This is a genomic window from Nocardia sp. NPDC005745 (assembly GCF_040630775.1).
Taxonomy (GTDB): Bacteria; Actinomycetota; Actinomycetes; order Mycobacteriales; family Mycobacteriaceae; genus Nocardia.
Genome location: NZ_JBEXYF010000015.1, coordinates 115960 through 133202, shown reverse-complemented (window position 1 = coordinate 133202; position 17243 = coordinate 115960). Strand labels below are relative to the sequence as shown.

Sequence of the window (17243 nt, the reverse complement as noted above, 5' to 3'; positions counted from 1 at the left end):
CGGCCCTTACGGCTCGGCGTCGGTGAGCCGCAGGGACAGGCCGTCCACCGGCTCCGGCTCGACGCCGACCCCGTACACCCCACCGGACCGGTCGCTCGCATCCAGTTCGACGATGGCCCGCGCGACTTGCTCGGTGCGGACCAAGACGGGAAAAGTGTTGGGCGCGATGGCATTCACCCGCACTCCGAACTCGGCGAACTCCGCGGCGAGATTGCGGGTCAGCTGGTTGAGCGCGGCTTTCGACGCGGAGTACAAAGTCTGTCCCGGGTAGACCTCCGAGCCGGAGATGCTCGAGACGTTGACGATGTTCCGGTTGCGCGCGCGATTCTCGGGTCCCGCGTGCAGCCAGCACCGCTGCGCCAGCCGCGCCGAAAGGCGCAGTGGTACGGCCACGTTCAATGCGAAGTGGGCATCGAAGTCGTCCAACGCCGCATCGCCGTCGACGATGCCGCGCGGGTGCAGCCGGACGTGCGCCGCGTTGTTCACCAGCAGGTCGACCCGGCCGAACCGGGCCAGCGCCAGGTCGACCACTCGTTCCACTTCGCCAGGCTGGGTCAGGTCGGATCGGACCACGAACACGCGGGAATCGTTCTCCGGCACCGCGGCGTCCGGCGCCAGCGGATCGACGTACCACTCCAGCTGTGACGGCACCGCGGGAGTGCGGGTGCGGCACACGGCGAGGATGTCGTAGTCGCGGTGGTAGGCCTGGCAGAAGGCGTCGCCCAGCGTGCCGCTCGCGCCGGTGAGCAGGCAGACGCGGCGTTCACCAGTGAACAATCTTGTCTCCTCCCCAGCGCCGTTCGGCGTCCGCCTTGGTGCGATGCACCCACATCACCACACTGTTGCGGTCTCTGATGTTGTTGCCCGCGAACGTGTGCCAGCTGCGCGGGGTCACCTCGAACAGCACGAGCGAATTGTCCAGCGGCGGCACGAGGGCCACCGACGGTAGCTCGGCTCCGTCGCTGACGCGGTCGTACAGTGCGGTCTCGCCTCCGTCGCCCGGCTCCCACCCCGGATTGCCCAGGTAGAACAGCACCGCTACGGCGCGCACGGTCTCGCGCGCGACGACGCCCGGATCGCGCGCACCGGTCTTGGTGTGGACCGCGCGGTCGGGAAGGCGCACTTCGCCGGGACCGGGCGGTGGCCCGGGGAACCAGGCCGGGTTGAGGTCGTTGTGCGGCCACCCGAACGGGCTGCCCGGTCCGTGATGGTGAATCGACCCTTCCACGTCGCCGGTGGCCTCGACGCCGCCGAGCCGGGCGACCAAGTCGTGCCACTCGCGCGAGGCGAACACCGCGAACGGCCCGCCGCGCAGGTCGGAGAACCGGATCCCGTCGGCGCTGTAACCATCGGAGACGGTCGCGAACAGGCCGGGGCGTTCCCCGCGAAGCCGCTCGAACTCGTCGGCCAACCGCTGGTAGAACTCGGGAACGAAGACGTCGCGGGCGTAGACGTGCGGGAACGGGAGACTGCGCCGGACCCAGCGCCGGTGCGCGAACAGTTCCGCGAACCACTGCGGAACCGGCGGTGTCGCAAGCTCCGGCTCGGTTGTCACCATTACTCCCTCCCGGTCGAACCTCCGTGATCATATTGCCCGCATCGGGCATTCGCGGGCCGGTCTCCGCGCTGCCAGGATCAGGTGGTGAGCCGTGATCTGCGTGTGTGTTTCGTCGGGGATTCGTTCGTCGCCGGTGTGGGCGACCCGGCTTGCCTGGGCTGGGCGGGCAGGCTCGCGTCCGATGCGCACGCGCAGGGCGTCGCGCTGACCGCCTACAACCTAGGGGTCCGCAGGGAAACCTCGGCCGCGATCCTGCGGCGCTTCCGAGCCGAATGCGCGCCCCGCCTGCCGGAGGGCACGGACGCCAGGGTGGTGCTGTCGTTCGGCGTGAACGACGCCATGCACGAGAACGGCGGTCCGCGGGTGCCCCCTGACGAGTCGGTGGCCAATCTGGGCGAACTGCTCGCGCAGGCGGCCGAGCGGCGGTGGCCGGTGCTGATGGTCGCCCCGCCGCCGATCGCGGACGACGAGCACAATGCCCGCACGGCCGCGCTGGACGAGCGATTCGCGCAGGTCTGCACCCGATCGGAGGTGCCGTACGTACGCGTGCACCAGCCGCTGCGCGCCAATGCGGTGTGGGCCGCCGAGGTCCGCGCGGGCGATGGGGCGCATCCGGGGGCCGCGGGCTATGACGAACTCGCGGCACTCATCGCCCCGCGGTGGCGCGCGTGGTTGGCGTGATGAGATCAACTGTCTGAGACAGAAGGCGGCGCGGCGCCGGGATCACGCCATATCTGCTGATAGATCAGCGAATCCGCTTGCGAGTCAGCAGAACCGGGTTCACGCGATCGGCATCCCGCGGTTGCTCTTCTCGGCCCGCCGCCTTCGCGCGGTCCCCAGGTCCACCGTGGGCGCGATGGCATCCGTGTTCTCCTCCGGGATGAACGCCTCGCTCAATTCCGGTATCCAGCGCACGATTTCGTCGCGATAAGGGCCTTCGGTCTCCAGCTGGCCGAGCACGCCCACCAGCGTGAGGAAGGAGCGGGCGAACGGCGTGAAGTAGGCGGGCATGGTCATCTGCCGTACCACGTTGCTCAACCGGAGATTGGTGGTGCGCAACACTTGCCGGCGCAACCAACGTGCGGTCAGGCGATACGTCTCGTGGCGGAAGGGTTCACCGCACGGGGTGATCGCGGCGTAGAGCGCCTCGCTGTCGATGGCTTGCCCGTTCTCCACGAAACCGTGCCTGCGCGTGGCCGCCGCCAGATCCCCCGGTCCGCCACGGAAGATCGCCTTGCAGCAGTCGAGCGTCAGCTCGCCGAAACCCGCGGGGGGCCAGGCGCAGCACGCGCCGAAATCCATGACGCCCAGCCTGCCGTCGGGCAGCACCCGGAAGTTGCCCGGATGCGGATCGGCGTACAGCAATCCGTGACGGCCCCAGCCGGAGGTCACGAAACGGACCATGAGCATGCCGACCCGGTCGCGCTCGGCCTGCGTGCCGCAGGCGACGACGCGCGGTACCGGCGTGCCTTCGATCCATTCGCTGATCAGCACATCACCGTGCTGTGCAATGACCTTCGGTACGTAGAAGTCCGGATCGCCTGCATAGGCCGCGGCGAAAGCCGTCTGGTGGGCGGCCTCCGCCGCGTAGTCCAGTTCCCCGGCGACCGACGCGCAGATCGCTTCGGTCACCGCCTTCACGTCCGCGCCGGGAAGGAACACCGTTGCGAGATAGGAGATCCGGCGCAGCTGGTCCAGATCGCGCGCCACCGCTTGCCTGCCGCCCGGGTACATCACCTTGACCGCGACCGTCCTGCCGTCGTGCCAGACCGCGCGGTGCACCTGCCCGAGCGAGGCGGCCGCGGCGCGCCGGTCGTCGAATTCGCGGAAGCGCGAAAGCCAGTCCGCGCCCATGCTTTCGGCCATGGCGGCGTGCACCGTGTGCGGCAGCATCGCGGGCGCGGCATCCTGGAGCCTGCTGAGCGCGATCCGATACGGTTCGGCCACCTCCCGCGGCAGCGCCAGCTCGTAGATGGCCAGCAGTTGCCCCAGCTTCGCGGCGCAGCCCTTCAGCTCGCCGAGCACCTCGAAGATGTGCTGCGCGGTGCGCAGCTGAATGTCGCGATTGACTTCTTCGGCCGATCTGCCCAGCGCCCGCTTGCCCAGGCCCGCGGCCTGACGTCCGGCAAACGCCATCGGCAGCGCGGCGAGCTTGGCGCCGCGTACAGCGCCGTGAACAGGCGGTTTACCCTGGGACCGCGACGCGAAAAGGCGGGATCGCTTGCCCGTGGACCCCTCCTCGGGACGCTCTCCGATGGGCCGGATGGTCATGCCTCACCTCACAGTCGCGCGCACAAGTGTGACACAGGTGCAGTACCGGACAGTAGGGCTTAGACTGTCTGGGACGTGTTCGAAAGTAGTCGAAAGGTGACTTCGATGGGATCCCAGACGGTGGTCGCCGACGTTGCCGACGAGCTGGCGCGCCGGGTTGCCGCGGGGGAATATCAGCCGGGGGATCTCATGCCGTCGGTGCGTCAGGTCGCCGAGGAATTCGAGATGAATCGCGCTACGGCGCAGCTGACCTTGGGCCGGCTGGAGTCGTACGGCTTCGTCGAAGCAAGGCGCGGCAAGGGATTCACGATCCGCGATGTCCGGGAGGCCGGCGGAGTGGACGTGTACCGCCAGCTGTTCCGGTTCTCGATTCCCATGCCGGACATCGCGATAGAGATGTTCCGCGACATCGTCGACGTCGAGCGCAATCTCGTGCTCGAGGCGCTGCTCACCTATACGGGTGGCGAAGAGCGGATCGATTCGGCCGAACTGAAGAACGCGATCGACGAACTCGAATCGATAGCGCGCCAGTCCGATCCGGACTTCCGGCAGCTCCTCGCACTCGAGGTCGCGCTGGTGCGCAGGCTGTTGACCGTGCTCGGACTCCCCATGCAGCGCGCGATTCTGAACTCGATCGGCGAGATGGTGCTCGAGGTGCCGGAGGCGGTCGAATCGTACTTCGCGGGTGCGGCGGACCTACACGTCCTGGTCTGGCGGGCGCTGGCCGCGGTGTGGGATTCCGGCTCCGGGCCGAGCGAGGCGCAGCTGGCGCTGTTCGAGGATCTGTTCGGTATGTACCACGAGAAGGTCATCGCGCGCTTCGAGGAATTGGTGGCCGGGGTCGTGGACGAGGCCGACGAGTCCCGCGCTGCCACCGCCTGATTTTCGTACGCTGCACAATCCGTCTGGGACGGATCGGGGAGACCAGTGCGGATTTGTCCGCTCGGTCCACCCAGATCCGTCTGTCCGCTGAGTTCGGCGAAGAGTCTCGTCTCAGACAAAGTGCAGGAGGCGGTGTGGGTCCCGGCAGCTGAGCCGCTCGCGGGCGCTCGGGTCCGCAGGGCTCTGCCAGTCGCGACGAATCACTCTGGGCGACAGTGCATCAATGCTCCGGCCGACCGCCGAAGAGGCGGCTCGGTGCCGTCCTGAACCGCTTGGACGCGGCCGAGCGGATGTCACATGGCAGGACCGACGCTGCCGTGGCAGCATCGACCATTCGGTACCCGCGCTCGAATCCTGCCGTGGGATGCCGCACGGGAGATTCCGCGCGGCATCGCGGCCGGAAACCGGCGCCCGAACTCAGACCCCGCCGTTGAGCTTGTTGAGGCGCTCGCACGCCTCGACGTACTCCTGGATCAGCCGGTTGACCACGTCGGCGGAGCGCTCCACGCGGTTCATCATGCCGACGATCTGGCCGACCGGATTGAAGTTGACGTCCTTGGCGGCCTCCGGATAGCGGTGACCACGCTTCACGCCGTCCAGTGCGACCATCATCTGCAGCGGCATCGGCAGCGGGTCGGGGGTCTCGGCCTGCTCCCACGCCTCGGTCCAGTCGTTGCGCAGCATGCGGGCGGGCTTGCCGGTCCATGCGCGCGAACGCACGGTGTCGTGGCTGGTCGCGTCGATGTAGGTCTGCATCTGAGCCGGCGGCACATTGGCTTCCTCGACGGTCAGCCACACCGAACCGGTCCACGCGCCCGCGGCGCCCATCGCCATCGCGGCGGCCACCTGGCGGCCGTTGCCGATGCCGCCCGCGGCCAGCACCGGCAGGTCGCCGACGGCGTCGATGACCTGCGGCCACAGCACCATCGATGACACCTCGCCGCAGTGGCCGCCGCCCTCGGTGCCCTGGCAGACCACGAAGTCCAGGCCCGCGCGCTTGTGGTTGAGCGCGTGCTTGACCGAACCGCACAGCGCGCCGATCAGCCTGCCGGAATCCTGCACCTGCTTGATCACGTCCTCCGGCGGGGTGCCGAGAGCGTTGGCCACCAGCTTCGCCTTCGGATGCCGCAGAATCACCTCCACCTGCGGTCCCGCGGTGGTGGCCGTCCAGCCGAGCAACTGGTTGTGGTGCTCGTTCTCCGGCAGCTTGGGCACGCCGTGGTCGGCGAGGATCTTCTCGGCGAAGTCGCGGTGCCCCTGCGGGACGAGTTCGGCCAGCTTGGCTTCCAGCTCCTCGGGGCTCAGGTCGTCGATGCCCTTGCCCTCGTACTTGGACGGGATCACCAGGTCGACGCCATATACGCCCTGCACGTGCTCGTCCAGCCAGGCCAGCTCGACTTCGAGCTGCTCGGCGGTGAAGCCGACGGCGCCGAGCACGCCGAGTCCGCCCGCGTTGCTGACCGCGGCCGCCACGTCGCGGCAGTGGGTGAAGGCGAAGATGGGGAATTCGATCCCGAGCCGTTCGCAGATTTCGGTACGCATGGCGTGCTGGTCTCCCTAACTGCTCCGCCGCGAACGGCGCGGCGCAGGTGTACTAGAACGAGTTGCATAAGTGGCGCGCCGTGCGGCCGGGCCGCCGTGCATCGAGTCCACCGCGAGCCGCGCATATCGCCATGAAGCGGCTGCGGCTTCCTCGACCGGCCGTTGCACCATGCATCGACAGTAACACGTTCTAGTTTTCCGGGGAATGCGCTGCCGTCAAGCGGTGGCGCGCTCCAGCTCGGCGAGCGATTCCTCCAAGTGATCGAGCAGGCGAGGCAACTGCGGCACACTGCGGCGGCAGCCGACAACGCCGAAATCGAGGTTGCCCGCGTTGGAGGTGAGCGTGATGTTCACCGCTTGGCCGTCGAACGGGATCGACAACGGATAGCTCGCGTCCAGCCGCGCACCGTTCCAGTACATGGGCTCGCGTGGCCCCGGCACGTTCGAGATCACGATGTTGAAGGTCGGATTGGTCAACGAGATCAGCGCGGGCACGAGATTGAGGGCGAGCGGGCTGAGCATCAGCGCCGACAGCGCCATCGTCTGGTTGCACGAGAGCGTGCTGTAGACGTCCTTGCCGTCGCGCATCGAGCCCGCGACCACCCGCAGGCGGTCCAGCGGATCGGCGATGTCGGTGCCGAGATTGCACAGCACCGCCCCGACCTTCACCCCGTTGGTCTCGTCGTCGTCCTCGGCGCGCAGCGACATCGGTACCATCGCGATCAACGGCTTGTCCGGCAGCGCGTCCCGTTCGATCAGGTACCGCCGCAGCGCGCCCGCCGACATGGTGAGCACCACATCGTTGAGTGTCGAACCGGACGCCTTCTTCACCTGCTGCAGCCGCTCCAGCGGCCAGGACCGGACCACCGCACGGCGCGCGCCGCCGATCGGCACGTTGAACATGGTGCGCGGGGCCGCGAACGGCAGGGTCAGCTGCTGCCGCGTCAGGGCGGTGCGCGCGGCGCGCAGCACCGACGCGCCGGAGGCGGCCGCGGAGGCCAGGTTCCGCGCCGGACCGGCCGCGGAGGCCAGGTTCCGCGCCGGACCCGCCGCGCCGGACTCCCTCCTGCGCCTACCCCGGGGCAGATGCCACGGCACCCGCGTGGTGCTGGAGGACGGATCGCTGGTCAGCGTGCGCCGCAGCAGGCGTTGGGCCGAGACGCCGTCGATCAACGCGTGATGCATCTTCGAATACAGCGCGAACCTGCCGTCGGCGAGTCCCTCGATCAGATGGAACTCCCACAGCGGGCGATGCCGGTCCAGCAGGCTGCTGTGCAGGCCGGAGGCCAGCTCCACGAGCTGGTCCATGCGGCCCGGCGCGGGCACGGCCAGTCGCCGCACGTGATAGTCGAGTTCGACGTGCTCGGCATGCGTCCACGCCATCTGCGGCGACCCGAAGATGGTTGCGGGATGCTTGCGGAAGGTCGGATCGACGTCGGTGCTTCGGAGTAGTTCGGCGTGGACTCGAGCGGCGAAGTCCGCTCCCGCGTCCTCCGGTGGCTCGAACAATTGCAGCGAACCGACGTGCATCGGCTGTTCCCGGGACTCGGCGAGCAAGAAGACGGCATCGACCGGCGCGATGAATTCCATGATGAGTCGCCCCCTGACGACATGGTGGAAAGGTTCGGAGTTCAGATCGACCACGTTGTCGGCGGGCCCGCGCAGCCATGAAGCCGCCGCGACACGACAAACTTACCCGGACGGGACGGACCGCGTTCGGTGAATCACCGAACCTTCGATGCCAGCAAGTAGGCCTGCCCGAACCGTTCCTCGGGACCCGGTTCGCGCACCACGCGAGCGATCATGGCGAACCCGGCGGCGCCGAGTAGACGCGCGAGGCGTTTCGGTGCCCACCGGTAGGCGCGAATCACCCTGTGATCGAAGGCTTCCACCGCATCGGGCCGGTCCGCCGTCTGGAAAGTCAGCAGCACGTGCCCTTTATTCGCGAGTACCCGATTGCACTCGCTCAACACATGCGGCACGCGATCCGGTGGCGTGTGGATCAACGAATACCAAGCCACTATGCCGCCGAGCGTGTCGTTGCCAATCGGTAGCTGTTCTATCGAACCCTGCGCGAAGGGCAGGTGCGGGTATTCCGCATGGGCCAGCGCCACCATGCGAGGCGCGAGATCGATGCCGAACACCCGCGCACCCAGCGTCGCGAGATGAGCCGTCACATGCCCCGGCCCGCAGCCGAGATCGGCGATCGGCCCGGAACCGTCGCCCGCCACCGCTTCCGCGAACACCGCCAGCATCGCCCGGTCGAGCGGCTGGCGCTCGAGCCGGTGCCGGACATCGTCGGCGTAGCGGTCGGCGATCTCGTCGTACGCCTTGCGGGTGGCGATCGGATCGGGACGCTCGCCGGCGAAGTCTTCGGTCGAATCCAGCACCCGTAGCAGCGTATTACGTGCTCACTCCCCCGGGGTCGAATGCCTGGGCGACGGCGAGACTGTCCTCGTAGACGTGGTGCCGGGTGATCAGCCCGCCTTGCACCGTGAGGTGCAGCGCGAAACGCGCACGATAGGCGCGGCCGGTGCCACGCGCGGTCTGCCGGATCTCGCCGAGCACCACGGCGTCGTCACCGTCGACGAGCACCCGGTCGACCCGCGTGGCCGCCTCCTCCGGCACATGGTGCTCGGCGATCGAGCGGAAATGCGCCGCGGCGTCGGCGCGGGTGGACCGGTGCCGGATCCAGGGCGTCGCCACCCTTCCGTGTTCCGCCTCCGGCCAGTCGAGCTGCCAATCCGTGTGTTCGGCGTACAGCTCGGCCACGGCTTCGGGATCACCGGAACCGATTCGGCGCAACAACTCTTCGACCACCGATCGAGTGGACGGCGCGGAGACCGACAAGACGGATCCTTTCGCTGGGGTGCCGCGTGAACGTGCGGCGCCTTGCCATTCTCGGCAAGCGCGCGCTCGATGGCGATTACCTCTCGGGTAATCGGGCGGCCGCCTCCGGCGCGGCGGGCGCGGGCAGATCCGCCCGGGCCGCCTCGTCGCGCCCGCGTGCGGTTCCGAGCACCGAACCGAGGATGACCAGCGGGAATCCGATCGCCATGCCCGCGGTCAGCGGCTCGTCGAGCGCCGTGACGCCGAGCAGGATCGCCACCGCGGGATTGATGTAGGTGATCACCGTCGCACGGGCGGGGCCGACCTCGGCGATCAGCGCGAAGAACAACAGGAACGCCGCGGCCGTGCAGATCACCGCGAGACCCAGCACCGACCAGCCCGCGTCGGCGGTGATGCGCGACGGCCACAGCCAACCCGCGAACGGCGCGTAGATCGCCGCCGCCAGCAGCAGCGACCCGGTCACCACGCCCAACGGAGGCAGATCGGCCAGCGCGCGATCGATGACGATCGGCCCCACCGCGTATCCGATCGTGGTCAGGCCGATCGCGGCGAGCGCCGCCGGATTCCCCAGATCGACGTCGAGGCCGACGAGCGCGGCGACGCCGGCGAACCCGGCGAGCAGACCGATCACCCGGCGCGCGTCGAACCGGTCGTGGCCGAGCACCGTCACGATCACCACGGCGATCAGCGGCACCGCCGCGATCAGCAAGCCGACGGTCGAACTGTTCAGCGTGGTCTCGGCGTACCCGATCAGGAACCACGGCCCGGTGATCTCCACCAAGGTGTAGAGCAACAGCGGCCGCCACCGTCGCAGCACCGGCGCCAGCGCGCGAGCGTACAGCGCGACCGGCAGCAATAGCATGCCGCCGATGAGCGTGCGCCCGAACGCGACAACGATCGGGTCGAGATCCCGCACCGCCACGCGGATCATCGCGTACGGCACGCCCCAGATCAGGCCCATCGCCAGGAACAGTGTCCACCCGCGGCGCGTCATCGCGCGCCCACTGTTCGGCACGCACGGACGGCGACCGGCTCGGTGCCGGATGGAATCTCGATTCGGGACATACTCCGCTCGCTTTCGACCGTTCGGAGCCTATTCAAATGATCCGATCATCCGACAGATCCCGTTCCCGCTTGTGACAAGAGGCCGCCTGCCTGTCCTTTTCGTCCGATTCGGGCGAATGATCCGCGCGTGCAAGGTGTTCGGGCTAGTCTCGCCGGGAGCGAAGGGAATACATTGTGGTCGACGTGATCCGCCGGCTGGCCCCGAGCGAGGAAATGTTCGCCGCGGGCGAGGTCTTCATCGGTTACGCCGCACGGGTGTCCGGGCGGCTGGACCTGCCCGCGCTGTCGGCCGCCTTCGAGGCCGTCGCGGGGGCACATCCGATCCTGCGCGCCCGCATCGAGGCGACCGAAGCGGGCGGCCATGTCTTCGCCGTGACCGATGCAACGCCCGAGATCTTCGTCGCCGACGCGAACCCCGAATTCCCGCTCACCGGCGCGAAATTCGATCAGCGGGCGGGCGTTTGCGCCCTGTGCGTGGTGCACGACGGCGCTACCGCGAGCGTCACGCTGATGCTCCATCACAGCATCGCGGACGCCTTCCACGCGTTCGCCATCGTCACCGAACTCTGGACCGGATATCGAGACGCGGTCGGTGAAGGTACGTCCGAGCTGCCGGTGCACCCGTTCCCCGAACCGGTCGAGCACCTGCTCGCGGCGCGATGCATCGAGAAGATGGTGTTGCCCGGTTCCGGCCCCGCCGGTGCGACCTCCGCCACGCCGACGGAGGTTCCGCGACCGCGCGACGACGAGTACCCGGCGTTGCGCACCAGCCGGTGCCTGCTCACCCAGGAGGAGACCGCGGCGCTGGTCGCGGTCGGGCATCGCGCGAACGTCACGGTGCACGGCCTGGTGTCGGCGGCGCTGCTGCGGACCGAGGCCGAGATCCGCGAACTGCCGCTCACCGGACTGCTCTACCTGTACTCCGTCGACCTGCGGACCAGAGTGAGCCCCGCGATCGACGCCACCGAAGGGACGAACGTCCTCGGTTTCGCCACCTACCTCTCCCCCGCATCCGACGTGACGCTGGTGGAATCGGCCCGAGGGATCAGCGAGGCTCTGCATGCGGGCCTGGCCGCGGGCATCGTGCAACGCACGCCCCTGAGCATTCCCGACATGGCGGCCGCACCGAGGCCCGCCCTGCCCGGCGTGGTCATCGCCACCAACTGGGGCACCATCCCGCCCTTACCCGAGCAGGACGGGCTGCGCATCGACGACTTCCACTCCACCATGCTCGCCAAGCCGGACCTGACCGGCCGCCGTCCGCAGCAGCCGGGTGGCGGCACCTGCGTCATCAGCACTTTCGCCGGGCGGCTGAGCGTGGAGATACACCATCCGGAGGAATTCACCGAACTCCAGCACCACCGCATCGAAGTGCTGGCCCGTAACCTCCGCGCCGTCATCTCCTGACAGCGTCGCCGGCGCGCAGGTGCGTCCGGCCGACCGTTACTCGTTGCGCCACTCGCCGGTGCGATGACCGGCGAATTCGGCCTGCCGCGCTGTTATGGTTGGCCCCTTCTGGTGAACCGACGCCGCTGGTCCACGGCGTATCGCTTTCCCGCCCGGTGACCGGGCGTCGTCGAACAGCTCCGGAATCACGCCGACGAACGGAAGGAACAGCATCCGGTGGCAACCACAAACGGCGGGTCCGCGCGGGTCGCGGTGGTGACTGGCGGTTCTCGCGGCATCGGCCGCGCGTGCGCCGAACGTCTGGCAGGTGACGGGTTCGCGGTGGTGCTGAACTTCGCTTCGAATGCCGCCGAAGCCGACAGCACCGCTGAAGCCATTCGCGCCGCGGGGGGCGCCGCGGTGATCGCCCAGGGTGACGTCGCCGACGAGTCCGCGATGGCGGCCGTATTCGATCGAGCGGAAAGCGATTTCGGCAAAGTCGACGTGGTGGTGCACGCAGCGGGCCGTATGCAGCTCGCGCCGCTGGTCGAGCTGGATCTGACGGTGCTGGACAGCACCTACCGGACCAATATTCGCGGCACCTTCGTCGTGGACCAACAGGCGGCCCGGCGGCTGGAACCGGGCGGGGCGATCATCAATTTCTCCACCTCGGTCGTCGGCACCGCGTTTCCGGACTACGGCGCCTACGCCGCCAGCAAGGGCGCGGTGGAGGTGCTGACCAGGATCCTGGCCCGTGAACTGCGCGGCCGGGACGTGACCGTCAACGCGGTGGCGCCCGGACCCACCGCCACCGACCTCTTCCTGCACGGAAAAGACGACGCCACCATTCAGCGACTCGCCGACGCCGTGCCACTGCGACGACTCGGCACACCCGACGATATCGCCGCTGTGGTGGCGTTTCTGGCCGGCCCGGACGGCCGCTGGGTCAACGGTCAGGTGATTCGCGCCAACGGCGGCCTGGTCTGAGCGAAGCGCCGTCGGCTCGCGATCGCGCCGAGTGGCGATCACGAGCCGACGGGTTGGTCAATTCGACGTTCGCGCGGTCGTAGTGGTGGTCGGCGCCGCGGATTGCGTTGTGGTCGTGGTCGTGGTCGTGGTCGTTTCGGTGGTGGTCGGCTTCGCCGTCTCGACCGGAGCCGCGACCGGGGACGGAGCGGGCGTCGTGGTGACCGCCGGCGTCGAGGTCGTGCTCGTCGGCGCGACCGTAGTCGTCGAACTGCCCGTGGTGGTGGTGGTCGTCGTCGGGGCGGCGCTGGTCGATGACGTGGTCGAAGTCTTGGCGGGTTCGGTCGTCGGCGTCGCCGAGGTGGTCTCCGCCGCCTTGTACACGGCGGCGAGGTCCGCCTCTTGCGGCTTGGACGTCGGGTCGACCTGCTTGCCCGCCTGCGCCTGCTTCGCCAGATGGGTGAGCCAGGCGGCGGCGTACTCGGCGGAGGTAAGCGGCTTGCCTGCGCCGGGGTCGGCGTCGTCCCAGTAGTCGAAGTGATGACCGGTGTGGTTCGGGCCGAGCGTGAGGTTGTACGGGTCGCTCATGATCACGGGGATCGTGTTCTGGTTCGTCACGATCAGACCGATGATCTCGTTGAACACCTTCTGCGGCAGGTAGGCCAGCGGCGACATGTCGTTGGTCGCGATCGCGTCCGCCTTCGCAGGAGCCTTCGGCTGCTCACCCGGCTTGTACGCCGGATCAGACACCCTCAGCAGCACTTGCAGGAAGGTCTCGTCGCTCTGCATCCAGTTCGGCTGCGACTGGATGTCGGCGAACGCCGCCAGCGCGATCCTGCCGAGCACCACCGCGACGTCCTGCCCGGTCGCAGGCGTGAGACCGTCGCGTTCGAGCGCGTCGACGTTCAGTTGCCTGCCGACGTTGACCACCAACTGCAGCAATGAGATGTTCTGCGGGGCCGAGCAGGTGAGATCACCGTCCGAGCAGAACGACGCGATCTTGCCGTTCAGCGCACCGAAGTCACCGCTGGTTCCCTGCACCGCTCCCTGACCGGGCACCGGGTTCGTGCCGTTCTGATACTGCTGGTCGAAGCCGTCCGGGTTGCCGAACGGGTCCTTCGATCCGGGGAACGGCCCGTCTCCCGCCGAGCGACCCGAGTCCGCGAGGATGACGACACCGACGACGTCGTCGGGATCCACGATCCCGTAGGCGCCGTCCTGGCCGGGCTCCTGGTGACCGATCTTCATCGCGACGCGGCGGACGACGTCGGCGCCCTCGCTGTAGCCGACGATCGAGAACTTGGTGTCCGGGCACGCCGCGGAGATCTCCCGCATCACCTGTTCGGTGTTCGCGACACCCGCGTTGACGGCATCCTCGTACGTGGACATGTCCGCCGGATACGCGATGTAGACCGCGGCGTACGCGCCGGGATCGACGTCATCGGCCGGCGCGTTGACGACCGGGTCGACCCACTCACTGCTGTGATCACCGGACAGGGCGGCCGGCAACGGGTTGCCGTCGGCGTCCACCAGCATCTTGGTGGTGCCCTCCCGCGGAGTGTCATTGCGACCGGCCACCGAGATGGTGACCATGTCGTGGCATTCCGTGACGGACGACGTGAGCTGCGTATCCCTGGTTTCCGGCGTCGAGGTCAGTGCCAACGAGGCGGCGACTACCGCCGCCACCCCCAGTACAGCCGGCGCGGCAGCGGCCGAAGCGATGCGATGCCGCGCGAAGAACTCGCGAAGAGCCATGTCCTGATTTCCAATCCATACACCGACAAAGTGGACGGACAAGCCCCCCGACGGGCCATACGTCACCGAGGACGTCGTGGTTGGGGACCCGAGCGTTACTCGAGTGGAAACGAACGGCCCGCTATCCGGCGCGGGCGGGGCCACTCAGCGGTGCCGCCGAGTGCCCACGCGAGAGCACCCGCACACGCGCGCCATCTCCTCGCCAGGCCTAGCCGCGGGCCATGTCCACGAAGCGCGACAAATGCAATTGGTGGGCGACGGTGATCGTCGCGGTGGGACCATTACGGTGCTTGCCGAGAATGAGATCCGCCTCACCGCCGCGCGGGTCGTCCCGCTCGAAAGCGTCGGGACGATGCAACAGGATGACCATATCGGCGTCCTGCTCGAGGCTCCCTGACTCGCGGAGATCGGACACCATCGGGCGCTTATCGGTTCGCTGTTCGGGGCCGCGGTTCAGCTGGCTGATCGCCACCACCGGCACTTCGAGTTCCTTGGCCAGTAGTTTCAGATTTCGGGAGAAGTCCGAGACTTCCTGCTGGCGGGATTCGACTTTCTTACCGGAGGTCATCAGCTGCAGGTAGTCCACCACAACGAGTTTCAAATCGTGGCGTTGCTTGAGCCGCCGCGCTTTCGCGCGAATCTCCATCATGGTCAGGTTCGGTGAATCGTCCACGAACAGCGGCGCCTCGCTGATCTCGCTCATCCGCCGCGCCAATTTCGTCCAGTCGTCATCGCTCATCCGCCCGGAACGCATATCCCCGAGCTTGATCTTCGCCTCCGCCGACAACAACCGCATGACAATTTCGGTCCGGCTCATCTCCAAGGAAAAGATAACGCTCGCCAAGCCATGCTTGATCGAGCAACTGCGCATGAAATCCATTCCCAGCGTCGAATTGTGCGTCGGGATCATCGATCGTCCGGCCAGATACAAGTGATCGGCATTGTCCACCTCGACGCAGCGCACCGGCACGCTGTCGATCCGACGCACGTCGACGATGAATCGCGAGTTCGATCGCACGGTGCTGCGGCTCGCACGCCGTTCCTTCTGCAGTACGGCTTTCCGATGCAGGCCGAAGACCTCGTCGTCGGTGGCGAAGGTGAGGGTGTACGCGGTTGACGATTCCTCGGAACGACCCGCCACCCGCTTGGTGGAGAGATGGCAGCGATAGCCGAGCCCGACGATCAGTTCGTGCACGTCGCTGATGAGCCGGGCGTTCGTGACGCTGAACTGCACGGAGCCGCCGCGGGTCACGGTGCCGTCGGTGTCCAGCAGCCCAGCCAGCAGGGAACGACGCTGTTGTTCGGACGCTCGCAGGTAGTCGGTGGGGATGTGCTTGTCACCCAGGACACCGAGTGTCCGCAGACGCGCCTGCACGCTGCCGATGGTGTTCCGGCATTTCTGGCACAGGCGCAGACCGATCGACTGTCCGCCACAATTCGGGCAGCGCGGCGGAGGTACCGGAGCCGAATGGAACCGCGCTTTTCCGCCGCAGGACCGCCCGCAGGTACGGACCTCGCTGGTGAAAGGAATGAATTCCTTTCCGCAGATCACGCACTCGCGAGCAGCGATCGGCTCGTCGGCAGGCAATCTGAGCTGATATCGCAGCCGAGCCGATCGTGACGGCACGGCGACGATTCCCTCGCCTTCGATCCGCGCGATGATCTCCGGATCAGCGCAGGTCAGCTGTGCGGCGGCAGAGGTTCCGTCGCCGAGCCAGGCACCCAAGGTGTAGGGGGGCACGGGCAACGCGCGCACGGGCAACTGCAGCGGCGCGGTATTGGTGACCGAGTGGTTGAGCCTGCGATCGGCGGTGTCGCACCGCAGCGTCTGTGCAATTTCCGCGGTGGTGCGCACTTCGGCGTGAGTTCGCTTCGATCGACGGGACGCCCTTGTCTCGGTGAGCCATTGGTGCTTTTCGTCCGCGACGATCACCGTGCCATCGGAGAACTCGACTTCGTAGCACGGACGTCCGGTCAGGACCTCCGTGGCCGCGACGACGCGAGTGGGCAAGCCATCGGCATCCAGCAATTCATCGCCGATCTGCACTCGGCCCATTGTGGTCCACCCGGTGGGCGTCGGCAGGGGAGTGTCCACCGCCAGTGCCTTACCCACGCCGGGTCGCGCCGCGACGATGATCATCTGGCCCGGGTGCAGGCCGTTGGTGACCTCGTCGAGTTCGGTGAAACCGGTGGGGACGCCGAGGGAGATGCCGCCGCGGCTGGCGATGGAGTCGATCTCGTCCATCGTCGGCTGGAGCAATTCCTCGAGGGGCAGGAAGTCTTCGCTGGTGCGGCGTTCGGTGACCTCGTAGACCTCGGCCTGGGCGCGGTCGACGACCTCGGCGATGTCCTGGCCGTCGGCGCCCGCGTAGCCGTACTGGACGATGCGGGTGCCCGCCTCCACGAGGCGGCGCAGAATGGCCTTCTCCGCGACGATTTCGGCGTAGTAGCTGGCGTTCGCCGCCGTCGGCACGGTCTGGGTGAGCGTGACCAGATAGGGCGCGCCGCCGATGCGTTTGAGTTCGCCACGGCGGTCGAGGCCCGCGGCGACGGTCACCGGGTCGGCGGGTTCCCCGCGCCCGTAGAGATCGAGAATCGTGTCATAGACGGCCTGGTGAGCGGGACGGTAGAAATCGCCGGGCCGAATCACCTCGACGACGTCGGCGATGGCGTCCTTGCTCAACAACATGCCGCCGAGCACCGACTGCTCGGCCGCCATGTCGTGCGGAGGTTGTCGGCCGAAGTCTTCGCCGGGGGGTTCGGGCGGAAAATTTCTGCGCCCGCGGTCATCGGTGGCTGTCACCAGACTCGACCGTCCTCTCTACCCCACGACCGGGTTGCACCCTGTCGACTCGTTTTACTCCCGGGCACCGACACGTACGTGAAAGCCGTTGACCGGGGCTCCAGCTACCGCTGCGGCACCCGTCCGTGCCCGCGACCGGGAGCGTTCCGCGCGCAGCGATGCGAC

General features: G+C 67.9%; 14 protein-coding genes. 4 read left to right on the top strand and 10 right to left on the bottom strand.

What is annotated here, in order from left to right:
• Window positions 1–6: 6 nt before the first annotated feature.
• The gene (locus tag ABZ420_RS18045; protein ID WP_357123681.1) at window positions 7–777 is read right to left on the bottom strand and encodes an SDR family oxidoreductase; all 771 of its coding nucleotides are present in this window, start codon (window positions 775–777) and stop codon (window positions 7–9) included.
• The gene (locus ABZ420_RS18040) at window positions 764–1558 is read right to left on the bottom strand and encodes a 2OG-Fe(II) oxygenase (RefSeq protein ID WP_357123678.1); all 795 of its coding nucleotides are present in this window, start codon (window positions 1556–1558) and stop codon (window positions 764–766) included. The genes ABZ420_RS18045 and ABZ420_RS18040 overlap by 14 nt, the downstream gene beginning before the upstream one ends.
• An 84-nt stretch (window positions 1559–1642) precedes the next feature.
• Here ABZ420_RS18040 and ABZ420_RS18035 point away from each other — a divergent pair, with 84 nt between their 5' ends.
• Window positions 1643–2239, top strand: coding sequence for a GDSL-type esterase/lipase family protein (locus ABZ420_RS18035; protein ID WP_357123675.1), 597 nt, complete (start codon window positions 1643–1645; stop codon window positions 2237–2239).
• A gap of 99 nt (window positions 2240–2338) precedes the next feature.
• Here ABZ420_RS18035 and ABZ420_RS18030 read toward each other — a convergent pair whose 3' ends face one another.
• Entirely contained in the window at window positions 2339–3829 is a 1491-nt protein-coding gene (locus ABZ420_RS18030) for an AarF/ABC1/UbiB kinase family protein (RefSeq protein ID WP_357123672.1), read from the bottom strand.
• A gap of 105 nt (window positions 3830–3934) precedes the next feature.
• On the opposite strand from ABZ420_RS18030, the gene ABZ420_RS18025 reads away from it, so the two are divergent.
• Window positions 3935–4711 (top strand): GntR family transcriptional regulator, encoded by a 777-nt coding sequence (locus ABZ420_RS18025; RefSeq protein ID WP_357123669.1) that lies wholly within the window; start codon window positions 3935–3937, stop codon window positions 4709–4711.
• A gap of 417 nt (window positions 4712–5128) precedes the next feature.
• Here the strand turns inward: ABZ420_RS18025 and ABZ420_RS18020 are convergent, their stop codons facing one another.
• From ABZ420_RS18020 to ABZ420_RS18000, 5 genes are all read right to left on the bottom strand, one after another.
• Window positions 5129–6253: a nitronate monooxygenase family protein gene (locus tag ABZ420_RS18020; protein WP_357123666.1), complete on the bottom strand. Its 1125-nt coding sequence runs from the start codon at window positions 6251–6253 to the stop codon at window positions 5129–5131.
• Window positions 6254–6469: 216 nt separating this feature from the next.
• Entirely contained in the window at window positions 6470–7843 is a 1374-nt protein-coding gene (locus tag ABZ420_RS18015) for a wax ester/triacylglycerol synthase family O-acyltransferase (protein ID WP_357123664.1), read from the bottom strand.
• Between the two features lie 134 nt (window positions 7844–7977).
• Window positions 7978–8643, bottom strand: coding sequence for a class I SAM-dependent methyltransferase (locus tag ABZ420_RS18010; RefSeq protein WP_357123661.1), 666 nt, complete (start codon window positions 8641–8643; stop codon window positions 7978–7980).
• A 13-nt stretch (window positions 8644–8656) separates the two neighbouring features.
• The gene (locus ABZ420_RS18005; protein ID WP_357123658.1) at window positions 8657–9103 is read right to left on the bottom strand and encodes a nuclear transport factor 2 family protein; all 447 of its coding nucleotides are present in this window, start codon (window positions 9101–9103) and stop codon (window positions 8657–8659) included.
• A gap of 76 nt (window positions 9104–9179) precedes the next feature.
• The gene (locus tag ABZ420_RS18000; RefSeq protein WP_357123655.1) at window positions 9180–10097 is read right to left on the bottom strand and encodes a DMT family transporter; all 918 of its coding nucleotides are present in this window, start codon (window positions 10095–10097) and stop codon (window positions 9180–9182) included.
• 245 nt (window positions 10098–10342) lie between these two features.
• Here ABZ420_RS18000 and ABZ420_RS17995 point away from each other — a divergent pair, with 245 nt between their 5' ends.
• Both ABZ420_RS17995 and ABZ420_RS17990 read left to right on the top strand, forming a co-directional pair.
• Window positions 10343–11575 carry a hypothetical protein gene (locus tag ABZ420_RS17995; RefSeq protein WP_357123652.1) on the top strand — a complete coding sequence of 411 codons (1233 nt, stop codon included), beginning with the start codon at window positions 10343–10345 and terminating at the stop codon, window positions 11573–11575.
• A 216-nt stretch (window positions 11576–11791) separates the two neighbouring features.
• Window positions 11792–12541, top strand: a complete 750-nt coding sequence (locus ABZ420_RS17990; protein ID WP_357123650.1) for an SDR family oxidoreductase — start codon at window positions 11792–11794, stop codon at window positions 12539–12541.
• Window positions 12542–12598: 57 nt separating this feature from the next.
• On the opposite strand, the gene ABZ420_RS17985 is transcribed toward ABZ420_RS17990, so the two are convergent.
• Window positions 12599–14275, bottom strand: coding sequence for a cutinase family protein (locus ABZ420_RS17985; protein WP_357123647.1), 1677 nt, complete (start codon window positions 14273–14275; stop codon window positions 12599–12601).
• 208 nt (window positions 14276–14483) lie between these two features.
• A complete protein-coding gene (dnaB, locus tag ABZ420_RS17980; RefSeq protein ID WP_357123645.1) occupies window positions 14484–17078 on the bottom strand; it encodes a replicative DNA helicase in 2595 nt (864 codons plus the stop codon).
• Window positions 17079–17243 lie beyond the last annotated feature (165 nt).

Coding starts and splice junctions, on each gene's coding strand:
- ABZ420_RS18040 (WP_357123678.1), bottom strand. CDS start 1,558: ATGGTGACAACCGAGCCGGAGCTTGCGACACCGCCGGTTCCGCAGTGG.
- ABZ420_RS18030 (WP_357123672.1), bottom strand. CDS start 3,829: ATGACCATCCGGCCCATCGGAGAGCGTCCCGAGGAGGGGTCCACGGGC.
- ABZ420_RS18025 (WP_357123669.1), top strand. CDS start 3,935: ATGGGATCCCAGACGGTGGTCGCCGACGTTGCCGACGAGCTGGCGCGC.
- ABZ420_RS18020 (WP_357123666.1), bottom strand. CDS start 6,253: ATGCGTACCGAAATCTGCGAACGGCTCGGGATCGAATTCCCCATCTTC.
- ABZ420_RS18015 (WP_357123664.1), bottom strand. CDS start 7,843: ATGGAATTCATCGCGCCGGTCGATGCCGTCTTCTTGCTCGCCGAGTCC.
- ABZ420_RS18000 (WP_357123655.1), bottom strand. CDS start 10,097: ATGACGCGCCGCGGGTGGACACTGTTCCTGGCGATGGGCCTGATCTGG.
- ABZ420_RS17985 (WP_357123647.1), bottom strand. CDS start 14,275: ATGGCTCTTCGCGAGTTCTTCGCGCGGCATCGCATCGCTTCGGCCGCT.